This is a genomic window from Pseudoalteromonas sp. SR41-4 (assembly GCF_014163985.1).
GTDB classification, from domain to species: Bacteria; Pseudomonadota; Gammaproteobacteria; order Enterobacterales; family Alteromonadaceae; genus Pseudoalteromonas; species Pseudoalteromonas rhizosphaerae.
The window spans coordinates 93,412-106,904 of sequence record NZ_JACJEI010000002.1 but is presented as its reverse complement, the minus strand read 5'-3'; the positions used below and the strand labels follow the sequence as shown (position 1 = coordinate 106,904).

The 13,493-nt window shown below is 40.1% G+C and carries 13 protein-coding genes; 6 read left to right on the top strand and 7 right to left on the bottom strand.

Annotated elements, in window-relative coordinates; all coding sequences use genetic code 11:
* Positions 1-8 precede the first annotated feature (8 nt).
* Positions 9-227, top strand: coding sequence for a translation initiation factor IF-1 (gene infA / locus H5180_RS02120; RefSeq protein ID WP_002962494.1), 219 nt, complete (start codon positions 9-11; stop codon positions 225-227).
* A 176-nt stretch (positions 228-403) separates the two neighbouring features.
* Here the strand turns inward: infA and clpA are convergent, their stop codons facing one another.
* On the bottom strand, positions 404-2,668 hold the full coding sequence (gene clpA / locus H5180_RS02115; RefSeq protein ID WP_145233074.1) for an ATP-dependent Clp protease ATP-binding subunit ClpA: 2,265 nt from the start codon (positions 2,666-2,668) through the stop codon (positions 404-406).
* Positions 2,669-2,737: 69 nt separating this feature from the next.
* On the bottom strand, positions 2,738-3,046 hold the full coding sequence (clpS, locus tag H5180_RS02110) for an ATP-dependent Clp protease adapter ClpS (RefSeq protein ID WP_179959204.1): 309 nt from the start codon (positions 3,044-3,046) through the stop codon (positions 2,738-2,740).
* Between the two features lie 209 nt (positions 3,047-3,255).
* Here clpS and cspD point away from each other — a divergent pair, with 209 nt between their 5' ends.
* Positions 3,256-3,471 (top strand): cold shock domain-containing protein CspD, encoded by a 216-nt coding sequence (gene cspD / locus H5180_RS02105; protein WP_054204685.1) that lies wholly within the window; start codon positions 3,256-3,258, stop codon positions 3,469-3,471.
* A 465-nt stretch (positions 3,472-3,936) separates the two neighbouring features.
* Positions 3,937-6,159: an NADP-dependent isocitrate dehydrogenase gene (locus H5180_RS02100; RefSeq protein WP_145233392.1), complete on the top strand. Its 2,223-nt coding sequence runs from the start codon at positions 3,937-3,939 to the stop codon at positions 6,157-6,159.
* Between the two features lie 148 nt (positions 6,160-6,307).
* Here the strand turns inward: H5180_RS02100 and H5180_RS02095 are convergent, their stop codons facing one another.
* The 3 genes from H5180_RS02095 to H5180_RS02085 form a co-directional block, all read right to left on the bottom strand.
* Entirely contained in the window at positions 6,308-7,549 is a 1,242-nt protein-coding gene (locus tag H5180_RS02095) for an amidohydrolase family protein (RefSeq protein WP_145233072.1), read from the bottom strand.
* 12 nt (positions 7,550-7,561) lie between these two features.
* Positions 7,562-8,944: an amidohydrolase gene (locus H5180_RS02090; protein ID WP_182757642.1), complete on the bottom strand. Its 1,383-nt coding sequence runs from the start codon at positions 8,942-8,944 to the stop codon at positions 7,562-7,564.
* 96 nt (positions 8,945-9,040) lie between these two features.
* Positions 9,041-9,826, bottom strand: coding sequence for a hypothetical protein (locus H5180_RS02085; RefSeq protein ID WP_145233071.1), 786 nt, complete (start codon positions 9,824-9,826; stop codon positions 9,041-9,043).
* Positions 9,827-10,179: 353 nt separating this feature from the next.
* Between H5180_RS02085 and H5180_RS02080 the strand changes: the two genes are divergently transcribed.
* Positions 10,180-10,545 (top strand): DUF3718 domain-containing protein, encoded by a 366-nt coding sequence (locus H5180_RS02080; RefSeq protein ID WP_182757592.1) that lies wholly within the window; start codon positions 10,180-10,182, stop codon positions 10,543-10,545.
* A 58-nt stretch (positions 10,546-10,603) separates the two neighbouring features.
* Here the strand turns inward: H5180_RS02080 and H5180_RS02075 are convergent, their stop codons facing one another.
* The gene (locus H5180_RS02075; RefSeq protein WP_145233069.1) at positions 10,604-11,299 is read right to left on the bottom strand and encodes a DUF445 domain-containing protein; all 696 of its coding nucleotides are present in this window, start codon (positions 11,297-11,299) and stop codon (positions 10,604-10,606) included.
* 131 nt (positions 11,300-11,430) lie between these two features.
* Here H5180_RS02075 and H5180_RS02070 point away from each other — a divergent pair, with 131 nt between their 5' ends.
* On the top strand, positions 11,431-12,291 hold the full coding sequence (locus H5180_RS02070; RefSeq protein WP_145233068.1) for a fructosamine kinase family protein: 861 nt from the start codon (positions 11,431-11,433) through the stop codon (positions 12,289-12,291).
* Between the two features lie 183 nt (positions 12,292-12,474).
* Positions 12,475-12,678 carry a CPXCG motif-containing cysteine-rich protein gene (locus H5180_RS02065; RefSeq protein WP_145233067.1) on the top strand — a complete coding sequence of 68 codons (204 nt, stop codon included), beginning with the start codon at positions 12,475-12,477 and terminating at the stop codon, positions 12,676-12,678.
* Between the two features lie 18 nt (positions 12,679-12,696).
* On the opposite strand, the gene H5180_RS02060 is transcribed toward H5180_RS02065, so the two are convergent.
* Positions 12,697-13,326 (bottom strand): riboflavin synthase subunit alpha, encoded by a 630-nt coding sequence (locus H5180_RS02060; protein ID WP_145233066.1) that lies wholly within the window; start codon positions 13,324-13,326, stop codon positions 12,697-12,699.
* Positions 13,327-13,493: the final 167 nt, after the last annotated feature.

Genomic DNA, 13,493 nt, shown 5'->3' with positions numbered 1-13,493 from the left:
CGCTAAACATGGCGAAAGAAGACGTAATCGAAATGCAAGGGACGGTCCTTGATACTTTACCAAATACAATGTTCCGAGTTGAGCTTGAAAATGGTCACGTAGTTGTGGCTCACATTTCAGGTAAAATGCGTAAAAACTATATCCGCATTTTAACCGGCGATAAAGTTACCGTAGAAATGACCCCATACGATTTATCAAAAGGTCGCATCGTATTCCGTGCTCGCTAAGTTAGTGCGTTAACGAAATATCAAGTTTTTAGCTAAGTTGTCTGAGTAACTTAGTTACTTTCTACATTAGCTTGAAGCGTTTATTAAATGTAATTGATAGCTAAACTAACAATTACATTTAATAAACAAAAAGCCCAGCAATTGCTGGGCTTTTTGTTTTCTATTTAACGCTGCAATTATGCAGGTGTTAAATTCGTTTCATAATCAAAACGCAATTTTTTATCTTTGATAGACACTTTCACTGTGCCACCGTCGATAAGTTGCCCAAATAAGATCTCGTTTGCCAGCGGCTTTTTCAATTGCTCTTGGATCACGCGGCCCATTGGACGTGCGCCCATAGCTTTATCGTAGCCTTTATCTGCCAACCATTCCCGCGCTTTATTAGTAAGCTCAAGATTAACTGACTTTTTATCCAGCTGCGCTTGTAACTCAACAATAAATTTATCAACAACCAGTAAAGTTACATCACGATCAAGGTGGTTAAACCAAATGATGTTATCTAGGCGGTTTCTAAATTCTGGCGAAAATACTTTATTGATTTCGCTCATCGCATCATGAGAATGATCTTGATCAGTAAAGCCTATTGATTTACGTACTGTTTCTTGTACGCCCGCATTGGTAGTCATCACCACCACAACATTTCTAAAGTCAGCTTTACGGCCGTTATTATCTGTCAGCGTGCCATGATCCATCACTTGCAGTAAGATATTGTAAATATCTGAGTGAGCTTTCTCAATCTCATCCAGTAAGACAACCGAATGTGGATTTTTAATCACAGCCTCAGTTAACAAACCACCTTGTTCAAAACCAACGTAGCCTGGAGGCGCACCAATTAAACGGCTTACCGCGTGGCGCTCAACATACTCAGACATATCAAAACGGATAAACTCAACACCCATACATTTTGCAAGCTGTTTAGTTACCTCCGTTTTACCTACACCCGTTGGTCCTGCAAACAAGAACGAACCGACTGGTTTATCTTCATTTGATAAGCCTGAACGTGATAAGCGAATGGCCGAGGTTAGTGCATCGATTGATTGATCTTGGCCAAATACCAACATCTTCAAGTTACGATCAAGATTTTTAAGAGTCTCTTTATCGCTTGATGACACACTTTGCTGCGGAATACGCGCCATTTTTGCCACGATCAATTCGATATCTGCCACACCAATGGTTTTTTTGCGTTTAGAGATCGGTTGTAATCGTTGGCTAGCACCCGCTTCATCAATAACATCAATGGCTTTATCAGGTAAGTGACGCTCATTAATGTACTTAGCACTGAGCTCTGCCGCCGCTTTTAACGCTTTTTGCGTATAGCGAATGCCATGATGCTCTTCGTAACGTTCTTTTAAACCATTAAGTATCTTAGTGGTATCAGCGACACTTGGTTCAAGTACATCAATTTTCTGAAAACGGCGCACTAACGCACGGTCTTTTTCAAAGATATTTTTATACTCGTTATAGGTAGTTGAGCCCATACAACGTAACTTACCGCTCGAAAGCAGTGGTTTAAGCAGGTTAGATGCGTCCATAACGCCACCAGAGGCTGCGCCGGCACCAATTATGGTATGGATCTCATCAATAAACAAAATAGCGCCAGGTTTCGCCTGAAGCTCTTTTAGTAATGCTTTAAAGCGCTTTTCAAAATCACCGCGGTATTTAGTACCTGCAAGTAATGCCCCCATATCTAACGAGTACACCACAGCATCGGCAATCACTTCGGGTACTTGTTCATGCACTATGCGATACGCTAGACCTTCAGCAATAGCAGTTTTACCTACCCCAGCTTCGCCAACTAATAACGGATTATTCTTTTTACGACGACACAGTACTTGTACCGTGCGCTCTACTTCACTATCACGGCCCACCAATGGGTCGATATTCCCTTCACGGGCGAGTACATTCAAATTAGACGTGAAGTTTTCTAATTTACTTGGCTCTTCGCCTTGAACGGCTTGTACTTCTTCATGGATGTCATCAGCATCTTCACCGCCCATGTCATCGTCTGCTTTAGAGATACCATGAGATATAAAGTTCACAATATCTAGTCGCGAGATATCAGCTTTTTTCAGCAAGTAAACCGCTTGGCTTTCTTGTTCTGAAAAAATGGCAACCAGCACATTGACGCCTGTTACTTCGTTTTTACCCGATGATTGCACATGAAATACTGCGCGTTGCAATACCCGCTGAAAACCAAGTGTTGGTTGAGTTTCACGTTCTTCTTCTAAATCAGGAATGACTGGAGTGGTCTCATTAATAAACTCTGATAGCTCAGCTTTTAATGCTGCCATATCAATCCCGCAGGCGTGTAGCGCTTCTCCAGCCGATGGATTATCAAGTAGGGCAAGTAATAGGTGCTCTACAGTCATAAATTCATGGCGACGTGTACGCGCTTCGCGAAACGCCGCGTTTAAAGTTAGTTCTAAATCTTTGTTTAGCATTAGCAACCCCTTACTGAGATAATATTTTTATACCGTTGTGATGGGTATTTTGATCACCCTACCTTGGTATTATTCCTGCTCACAACTACATAGCAGTGGATGCTCGTTATCTCGTGCATAACGGTTAACTTGTTCAACTTTGGTATACGCTACATCTGCGGTATAAACACCGCAAATTGCGCGACCATTTTGATGAACTTGCAGCATCACATCTGTTGCTCTATCGCTATCCATATTAAAAAACGTCGTTAGTACTTCTATCACAAAGTCCATTGGCGTGTAATCATCATTATTTAAAATGACTTTGTATTTTCGCGGTGGTTGCAGTTTTTGCTTCTCACTATCGCGAACCGTATCTAAAACACCTGAATCTTTCATGCCACTCATAATTAAATATAGTCTTGTCTTTGGAACTCAAGCAAACTTGAATAAAAAATAAATTAAATGTTAAAAAAATAGTTTAAAACACTTGACTGATCGGCGAAATAAACTACAGTCAGTTGTAGATTGATTAAACCTTAGTCAGTCTATCAAACTATACGGTTTAGAATAACTAAATTAGTCAACTTATAGAAGGATGTAGAAGTATGGCTTGTGGTAAAGTCAAATGGTTCAATAATGCCAAAGGTTTTGGTTTCATCGTAGAAGACGGCTGCGAGAATGATATATTCGCCCATTACTCAACGATTGTAATGGACGGTTATAAAACACTTAAAGCTGGTCAAGATGTAACATTCGAATTGCAGCAAGGCCCTAAAGGCATGCATGCGACTAATATAGCGCCTAACGAAGAGTTAGTGTAGTTGTTTAGACGTTCGACTAAAGCGAGCGACCTGTAAAGATCCTCGCTTAATTCCTCTAAACTATTTAATCTCAATTAAATTTTACATTCAGATTCAAAGCTGGCATTTCTAATCTATTAGAAATTAAACGTACAGAATGAACAAAAACTGTCCTTCCTCTTGAAATTCTTTTTTAATACCCCCATGTTATATTTGTTATTAGCCCTTTGTTGCCAAGCTTGTTACACTCTTAGGTGCTTAAAAGCAGCCTCAAAAGGCCCTTTAAACACTAATAATTAGGCTAATGGCTAATTTACTTAGTTTATAAATAACATAAAATTAAATACAGTTCGTCAGGTGTGATTATTTAATCAACAGTATTAACACCTAACTGACTGATCATTGTCACGTCGTGCACGCATGATGGCGATGATATTTCTTTGCATTGTTGAATATGGCTCTTACGCCTACTATCTAGGAATGATGATGACATCAAAAATTATCTACACTAAAACAGACGAAGCTCCGGCACTAGCAACATACTCTTTGCTGCCGATCATCCAAGCATACACTAATGCCGCAGGCGTTGAAGTTGAAACACGTGACATCTCTTTAGCGGGTCGTGTTATTGCTAACTTCTCTGAGTATTTAACTGAAGAACAACGTATTGGTGATGCGCTTGCTGAATTAGGCGAGCTGGCTAAAAAACCTGAAGCAAACATCATTAAATTACCAAATATCAGTGCATCAGTTCCACAATTACGTGCTGTTATCAAAGAATTACAAGCAAAAGGTTACGCACTGCCAGACTACCCTGCAGAACCTAAAACAGATGAAGAAAAAGCAATTCAAGCAACTTACGACAAAATCAAAGGTAGTGCTGTAAACCCAGTATTACGTGAAGGTAACTCTGATCGTCGTGCTCCTGGCTCTGTAAAAGAATATGCACGTAACAACCCACATTCAATGGGTGCGTGGAGCAAAGATTCTGCTTCAAATGTTGCGAGCATGAGCGAAGGCGATTTCTTTGGCTCTGAGCAATCAGTAACGCTTGATACTGCTACTGATGTACGTATTGAGCACGTTGCTGAAAATGGCGACGTATCTGTTCTTAAAGCAAGCACGCCATTACTTGCTGGTGAAGTGATTGACGCATCTTCAATCAGTATTACGAAACTACAAGCTTTCTTAGCGGCTGAAATCGATGCTGCAAAAGAAAAAGGCATTCTGTTTTCATTACATATGAAAGCAACCATGATGAAAGTATCTGATCCAATCATCTTTGGTCATGCGGTAAAAGTATTCTATAAAGACGTTTTTGCTAAGCACGGCGCTTTATTTGCTGAGCTAGGTGTTGATGTTAATAATGGTCTTGGTGATGTTTACGCTAAAATCCAAACATTAGACGATGCTAAACGCGCTGAAATCGAAGCTGATATTGACGCTGTATACGCTACACGCCCTGCAATTGCGATGGTTGATTCTGATCGTGGTATCACTAACTTACACGTACCAAGTGATGTGATCATCGATGCGTCTATGCCTGCTGCAATTCGTTCAAGTGGTCAAATGTGGAACAGTGAAGGTAAATTGCAAGATACTAGCTTTGTCATTCCTGATCGTTGTTACTCTGGTGTTTATCAAGCAACAATTGATTTCTGTAAAGAACACGGTGCATTTGATCCAACCACTATGGGTAGCGTTCCTAACGTTGGCCTAATGGCACAAAAAGCTGAAGAATATGGTTCACACGACAAAACCTTTGAAGCACCAGCAAATGGTGTGATCCGTGTTGTTGATAGTGCTGACAACGTATTGCTACAACACACTGTTGAGCAAGGCGATGTATGGCGCATGTGCCAAGTTAAAGATGCACCAATTCAAGATTGGGTAAAATTAGCTGTAAACCGTGCACGCGCTACCGGTAACCCTGCTATTTTCTGGCTTGACGAAAACCGTGCGCACGATGCACAGTTAATCAAGAAAGTTAACGCATACTTGCCAGACCACGATACATCGGGCCTTGATATTCAAATACTTGCACCACTTGAAGCAACCTTATTCTCTCTTGCACGCATTAAAGATGGCCTAGATACTATTTCAGTAACAGGTAACGTATTACGTGATTACCTAACTGATTTATTCCCAATTCTTGAGCTTGGTACGAGTGCAAAAATGCTTTCAATCGTACCACTTATGAATGGCGGCGGTTTATTTGAAACTGGCGCGGGTGGTTCAGCACCGAAGCACGTTCAACAATTCGAAAAAGAAAACCACTTACGTTGGGATTCGTTAGGTGAGTTTTTAGCACTTGCGGCATCACTTGAGCACCTAGCTGTCAATACTGGTAACAACAAAGCACAAGTGCTAGCTGATACCCTTGATAAAGCAACCGGTACTTTCCTTGCTGAAAACAAATCACCGTCTCGTAAAGTGAAAGAAATTGATAACCGTGGTTCTCACTTCTTCCTATCTTTATTCTGGGCGCAAGAACTTGCCAAGCAAAACGATGACAGTGAACTTAAAGCACAGTTCACACAAATCGCCAGTGATTTAGAAACCAACAAAGAACAAATCGTTAACGAACTTAACGATGCACAAGGCCCAGCTGTAAACATCGGTGGTTATTTCCAACCAAATGATGATGCAGCATTTAAAGCAATGCGCCCTAGCACAACATTTAACGATATCTTAGCTAAACTAGTATAAGTATCGATTTAAATTTAAAAGGCGCTCACTGTTAAAGTGAGCGCCTTTTTTGTGGTTTTTAAATAATGTTTTATTTTTCACTGATACAAAAAGCAAAAAGGCCGCAAATGCAGCCTTTAAATTGTTCAAGTTACTAAGCTGAACGTAGTTACTTAGTATATGCGCGAGGCATATCTGAGTCAGTAGTATAACGCTTACGGAGTTTATCTTGGCGTGCTTCAGTTGAAACTTCTTCGCCGTTAATAAACATTTTAGTTACGTGACTAGTAAAATCAAATGGGTCATCGTTCCACATCACTAAGTCAGCAGCTTTACCTACCGCCACACTACCGGCATTAATTCCAAATACATCAGCAACATTCGCTGTTATCGCTTTTAATGCACCCGCTTGTGTCATGCCATAAGAAACCGCATTACCCGCGTCAAAACGCAATTGATAAACATTGTGACTGGCATCGCCTGCGATCGACAACAACACCTTTACGCCTGCTTTTTCGAGTTTGCCTGCATTATCTAAACTCGCATGTAGCGAATCAAAACTGCCTGGCAAGCTCTCCATAGAACTTACAATGACTGGAACATTTGCTTGCGCTAATTGCTCTTTCACAACCACGGCATCTTGTGCGCCTGCAATCACTAAATTAAGTGAAAACTGTTGTTTTACTTTGATTAGCTCAATAATATCTGCGGCGCGAGAAGCCGTTACTAATAGTGGCATTTCACCCGCTAATACTTTATCGAGCACTTTATCTTCAGTGCTTGGTACAGCATCGTCTTTTTTATCTTTTTTGCTGGCTTTTTGTTGATGTGCTGCTAACTTATCAATCAAGTTTTTCAGCGACATTGCGCGCGAGCCTTTGCTTTTCTCACCTAAATTAACTACCAGCGCGACTTGCGTTTGCTTAACACTGTCAAACTCACCGCTTAAATCAACTACGCTGGCAAGGCCTGCAAAAATACTTTCTCCGCCATGTGGGGTGATCACATCACGGGTAATGCCACCTTTACGTGCATACGGGATCAAGCTTGAGTGAGCATTAAATGCTAGGCTTGGATCAAAATCGATCCCCGCTTTATCATCGCCAGCATCGCGAGAGCCAGCAACAGCGCCCACTTCAACTAGACCTAACTGATTCATGCTGCCAATAAAGCCAGCTGTAACAATTTGCCCTTTGGCATCAATAATCGTATCAGCTTCGACTGTTGCAGGATTAATAGCAATAATTTTGCCTTCATCCATGATGATGCTAGCGCCTTGTAAAATACCTTGCTCAGTTGAGGTATGAACAGTGGCGTTGATGATCGCGACTGATTGGGCGTTCACCGCAGTACTTGCTAACAAACCAGCAGCAACTAGCGAGAGTGAAAATGAATGTGTTAATTTTGTCATCCTAGTTACTCCTTATTTTTGACCTAACATAAAATCGCTTTGTGCTTGGAATGTATCATCGTAGCGATCATACACTTTCGCACCATCAACAAATACTTGCTCAGCTTTAGCATAAACACTAAACGGACTTTGATTCCAAATTACCACATCAGCCTGTTTGCCAGCTTCGAGTGAACCGGTTTTATCAGCTATACCTAGCGATTTTGCAGCATTCGAAGTGATCCATTTAATTGCGTGCTGTTCTGAAATATTAAACCCATTATCGTTAGCGCGGTACATTACTTTACCGGCTTCTTGGTTTAAGCGCTGGATTGTGGTGTCAGAATCTGAATGAACAACAGCACAAGAATTTTTAACCGCATCAACAATCGCTACGTTCTCTTGTACCATGTCGTAAGCTTCCATCTTAAAGCCCCACCAATCAGGCCAAAGCGCAGCACATGAGCCATTTTCAGCGAGTAAATCAGCAATTTTGTATGCTTCAATACCGTGATGGAAAGTACCCGCGTGATAACCAAACTCTTTTGAAAGGTCAATCATCATTGCCATTTCTTCTGCTTTGTAACAATGATTGTGGATCATTACTTCGCCTTCTAATACACCACGCAATGTATCGTATTTAATATCACGATGCGGCACCTCTGGATTTTTACCTGCTGCATAATCAGCATCGTATTTATCCCACGCGCGTTTATATTCAGCGGCGCCAATCCAAGCAGTGCGATAGCCAGCCATATTGCCCATTCGTGTTGATGGTAAAACCCCTTTACGCCCGTAAACACGCTTAGGGTTTTCACCACAGGCCATTTTTAAACCATACGGTGCGTCAGGGAACTTCATACCCTGCATCGTGTGCGATGGAACATTTTTTAAAGTAACCCCACGACCACCAAATAAATTAGCTGAGCCGGGTAAAATTTGTAATGCGGTAATACCGCCTTCACGCGCGCGGTTAAAGCCAGGGTCTTGCGGCCAAATTGAATGCTCAACCCACACTTCGGCAGTATTTGGGCTGGTCATTTCATTGCCGTCCTGATGAGATTCAACAGAAGGGCTTGGGTATGCTCCTAAATGTGAATGTACATCAATGAGCCCAGGTGTAACCCATTTACCTTGTGCATCAATAGTCAAATCAGCTTGTGCAGTTAGATCTTTACCGACTTGTTGCACTTTTCCGTCAACAAGTAATACATCGGCTTCTTCTAAACGCTCACCTGTACCTGTTAGTACTGTTGCATTGGTGATAAGCGTCGTGGTTGATTTAAGTACCTTATAGGTACTTGGATATGGATTTTTATTGATTGTTACTTTGTCGTCTTGTGGGCCGTTGTCTTGGCAGCCGGCAATCGCCACACCAAGTGCAACAACCAACAATGAAGGAGCAAATTTTTGCATCATATTAGTCTCTGTTGTTGTTTTTTTGTTACTTTATATAAACACACAACATAAAGCTAAAAAATCAGCTAGAGCTGCATTTATATAAGATGAATGTTATTTCTTAATATAATTGTTATACAGTTGCTCAAGTGCAGCTTCTGTTGTCAAACTTGGATCTTTACTAATAAAGTGCTTAACAGTTCGAGTTACGAAGTCTGAATTTTGTTTATGCAATTTTGAAAAATCCTTAATTAGGCAATCGCCATCTTTAGCGGCAGTCACTTTATCGTGACGATGACGATACTGACTCAAGGCTTTATTAAAATCACCTTGGTAGTCTTCTACTAAAATTTTATAAAAATCACTTTTTTGTACTTTTAATTCGCTAATACAATAATTTAAAGCTTCTTTAAAATCAGTAAAAATGGCGCCTTCAACATCAAACTCAGCCGTTTTTTCTCGCACTGTGACCTTGGCTTCTTCGGTTGCATAACTAAAACCACTAAACGCCAAGCGCTCTGCGGCTTCTTTTCCTAACGCCATACCCGCTTTAATGCTATGTGCAAACTCATCACTCATATCGCTAAGTTCATTCTCATGCCACATATTATAAACCCGCAGTGGTTTAGCGTATTTGGCACCGAGTTTGTTTTTTAACTTAGTAAAGCGTTCATCAATCGTCATTAAGCGCTCGTTGTGCAATATTGCATAGCATTCATAGCACGCTGGAATACTAATAAACTCAGCTTCTTCACCTAAATCAATAATGCTTTGTAGCATATGCAATGGCGGGCAATGATCGCGCTCAGTCGCTTCACAGCCACAATAAAAGCAACGGTTAAAATTATGCTGTTCACAGGCGTATGCTTGCTGATAATAACTCGCCAATGTTTTACTCACAGAGTCTCCTAATAGACAGGTATTTTGATAATCAAGACGATCATAACAGGGTTGAAAAATATGTCAGTAATGCTGCACAACAAAGTACAATGACTCTAAAGTAAATAGCATGTAAAACCTATGAAAGCAGATTGAAAAACAACCAAAAACAATAAAAAAAGTGAAAAATAATTTGTTTGAAATATGTCAAAATACATACATTAAATCATTTATTATCAGATAGTTAATTATTATAAAACACATCCACACACGGTGTTACATCTTGTCGATTTTCATTTACAGCTTTATTTAAAAATAAAGCTGATAATTAACTCATCAACAAGCAGACATACCCAAACCACTGGAGAATGATGATGAATACTTTATCAACAACGATTTGTACAACATTACTTTTAAGCTCTGTAGCACTTACTGCAACAAATACTGAGGCTGCACAATTTGTTGCAGCTGATAACAGTCCAAGTACCCAAATATGCATGGCGGTGAGCTCCAATAGGCCTTCGCAACTTTATACAACGATGAGAGACTTACGTATTAGCAAAACAACCACAACCGATAAACTGCGTTGTAACGACATGAGTATCGCAAAATTTGCGGGAACTTACGGTTTTAATAAAACGGCAAAATATCTAAACCTTGAAACGACAACGGGTACCTCAATTCAAGATTTAGCAAAACTAGACCAACAAACAATTATGGTTGTTGCCGGTTCTAAGTAGTATGGCTAAGCAATATCAAATTTAAGCAGGCGAGTCGTTGGCCTGCTTAAAAACTAATTTATATGATTGCAGCAATCAGGCCAAACAAACCACCGAATACCCCGCCCCATACAACTAACCAGCCTAAATGCTCACGGATCATGGTTTGTATAATATCTTTGACCATTTTTGGTGTCAGCTCGTCTAAACGCTCATCAACTAAGCCAGAAACCGTGTTAAACAACGAATCACTTGCGAGTCCTGATTGCGTTAATTTTTCATTCACCAAGCTTTTAAACTCATCGGTTTCGCTCATATTAAGTAATGAACCACGCATTTTGTCAATAAATGCTTCGCGCATCGGCTCAACCGCGGTACTACCACCAAACATCGCTAACATGCTACCAAATTGGGAGTGCTCAATAACGTCAAGTAAGCTATCAAAAGCAGGATTTAAATCGACTTCATTGATCACTGGCTGTAGATCAACATTGATATTTTTGTTGCCTAACAATTGAGATATTTTTTGCTCTGAAAAGAACTCGGTTAAAATAAGATTTTTAATCGCCACTTTAAACCCTGCAAACTTCAGCTGGATCACGCCCGAACCATATAACAAAGGTACTTTTTCAAATAACATATGCACTGCGAGTAAATTAGTCACTGCGCCTGAGAGTGCAAATAAGCCGATTGACAGTACAATTGCTTGGTCAAATAGAAAACCCGCCACCACTAAAATCCCGGCAATTACATTGGTAATAAGGCTTTTATTCATCATTCTCTCCACTTGGTTGTTGCATAAAGCTAAGCGCGCGCTTATAAAACATTAATTTTACTCTCAAGAGTTTGTTTATTTAACTACTTTTTGCCATAGTTTAATTATCTGTACAAAAGGCGAACAATGCTATGTGGAATACGGTTAACGAACAGATCAGCCAAGCAATGCATTTTGACTTTAAACACACTATAAAACGCCAACTGCAAAGCCCTAATAGCGATAAATTATTTCAACTCAGTGATGGTATACACCAGTATTTTGTTAAAGTAGCCCATCGTAGTGACTTAGAGCGATTTGAAAACGAAGCCCACAATTTACAACTGCTCACTAAAGAGAGCTTATTTATGGTGCCAGATTGTATCACTACAGGTGCTAATATTGAGTTTTCATTTATCGTTTTAGAATGGCTTGAACTTGACCAACAACCTCATACCAACTGGCATATTATGGGTGGCCACCTTGCAAGCCTGCATCTGAAACATCGCCAAGCCATGTTTGGTTTTGATCAGGATAACTTTATTGGCCCAACAACTCAGCCCAATCGCTGGCATAAAAAATGGAATATATTTTTTGCCGAAGAGCGCATTGGCTGGCAGCTCCAATTACTGCATGAAAAAGGCATTGATCTCGTCGACAAAGATTACTTTGTCGCACTGATAAAAGACATGCTACATGGTCATACCGTAAAGCCATCATTGTTGCATGGCGATTTTTGGCGTGGCAACATGGGATTTATTCAATCAGTACCGAGTGTATTTGATCCGAGTTGCTATTATGGTGATCGGGAAGTTGATATTGCCATGAGCGAGCTGTTTGCTCCTTTACCTGACGCTTTTTACATCGCCTATAACAAGCATTACCCACTAACACATGGCTATGAGCAACGTAAGTTAATTTACCAGCTTTACCCTATTTTAAATCATGCAAATATCTTTGCCGGCCACTATCTTACTGAAGCTAAACAACAAATAGAACTACTACTGAAATAAGGTCGTTTTTATTGTCAAATAGATGTCATAAATGAATAAAGCAGACTATATTTAGGTATCGCCTAATGTTGAACAACCCCAGCAATGACAGGCGCTAGCGTTCAATTATGGGGTGCATAACCATTTATCAGCAGCGATAAATAATTACCTTTTATTGCTCTGCTTTGTAAGGTTGAATCATTTATGAAAAACCAACTATCACAACGGATCTGCTGCCCACATTGTGGCCATCATATTCATATTACCCTTGATGCTAGTGATGGCGATCAAGATTACTTCGAAGATTGCGCAGCATGCTGTAACCCTATCCATTTTAATATGCATATTGACTATGCAAATAGTAAGGTAGAGTTACATATTGATAGCGATGACGAACAAATATTTTAGCCTAGCATTTATATTTGACTACGAAGCCTGCTGTCGTAAGTAATTTTCGACCGTATTGATGATGGTATAAGTTTGTTGATCAACCTCGATATTTAGCGCATCACCAATTGCAGCCTTACCAATATTGGTAATAGCTAACGTCTCTGGGATCAAATGCAGCCAAAAGCCCTGCTCATCGGTTTCACCTACCGTGAGACTAGCGCCATTGACTGATACAAAACCTTTATACATCACATACTTTTGCCATTGACTTGGTAAGCATAACTGTATTTTACAATTATCTTGTGTATGAATAATATTTTCAATCTGGGCGGTGCAGTGAATGTGACCAGATACAATATGCCCACCTAACTCAGTACCAAAAGTCATAGAGCGCTCATAGTTAACGGTACTGCCAGCAATAAGCTTTCCTAAATTAGTTAACTGTAATGTTTCGTCAATTACATCATAGTGAACCTGAGCAAGCGGTTGATCAGAGATATTATCTACTTTAACAACCGTTAAACAGCAACCATTAATGGCAACGCTGGCGCCTAACTCAAGTTTTGTAACATATTGCTTTGCTACAGCGAGCACTAAACGCATCACACCTTGCTGCTGGTTAGTTGAAATCACCGTCGCTTGTGTTTGCACAATTCCTGTAAACATAAATCAATTCACCTTTTATTACCTAAAGTAGATACTATTCATATTATTTCACGCTTTAGTTTACCCGATCCACGTTATTATTACTGTAACCAATAACATTGACTCATCGCTATAATTTTTGATTCTGTGCTTTATCGATTACACTATCTGCCTCTTCAGTTTACGTA

Excerpts from the sequence above, each read along its gene's own strand:
- infA (WP_002962494.1), top strand. The coding sequence starts at position 9 with ATGGCGAAAGAAGACGTAATCGAAATGCAAGGGACGGTCCTTGATACT.
- clpA (WP_145233074.1), bottom strand. The coding sequence starts at position 2,668 with ATGCTAAACAAAGATTTAGAACTAACTTTAAACGCGGCGTTTCGCGAA.
- clpS (WP_179959204.1), bottom strand. The coding sequence starts at position 3,046 with ATGAAAGATTCAGGTGTTTTAGATACGGTTCGCGATAGTGAGAAGCAA.
- cspD (WP_054204685.1), top strand. The coding sequence starts at position 3,256 with ATGGCTTGTGGTAAAGTCAAATGGTTCAATAATGCCAAAGGTTTTGGT.
- H5180_RS02100 (WP_145233392.1), top strand. The coding sequence starts at position 3,937 with ATGACATCAAAAATTATCTACACTAAAACAGACGAAGCTCCGGCACTA.
- H5180_RS02095 (WP_145233072.1), bottom strand. The coding sequence starts at position 7,549 with ATGACAAAATTAACACATTCATTTTCACTCTCGCTAGTTGCTGCTGGT.
- H5180_RS02090 (WP_182757642.1), bottom strand. The coding sequence starts at position 8,944 with ATGCAAAAATTTGCTCCTTCATTGTTGGTTGTTGCACTTGGTGTGGCG.
- H5180_RS02080 (WP_182757592.1), top strand. The coding sequence starts at position 10,180 with ATGAATACTTTATCAACAACGATTTGTACAACATTACTTTTAAGCTCT.
- H5180_RS02075 (WP_145233069.1), bottom strand. The coding sequence starts at position 11,299 with ATGAATAAAAGCCTTATTACCAATGTAATTGCCGGGATTTTAGTGGTG.
- H5180_RS02070 (WP_145233068.1), top strand. The coding sequence starts at position 11,431 with ATGTGGAATACGGTTAACGAACAGATCAGCCAAGCAATGCATTTTGAC.
- H5180_RS02065 (WP_145233067.1), top strand. The coding sequence starts at position 12,475 with ATGAAAAACCAACTATCACAACGGATCTGCTGCCCACATTGTGGCCAT.
- H5180_RS02060 (WP_145233066.1), bottom strand. The coding sequence starts at position 13,326 with ATGTTTACAGGAATTGTGCAAACACAAGCGACGGTGATTTCAACTAAC.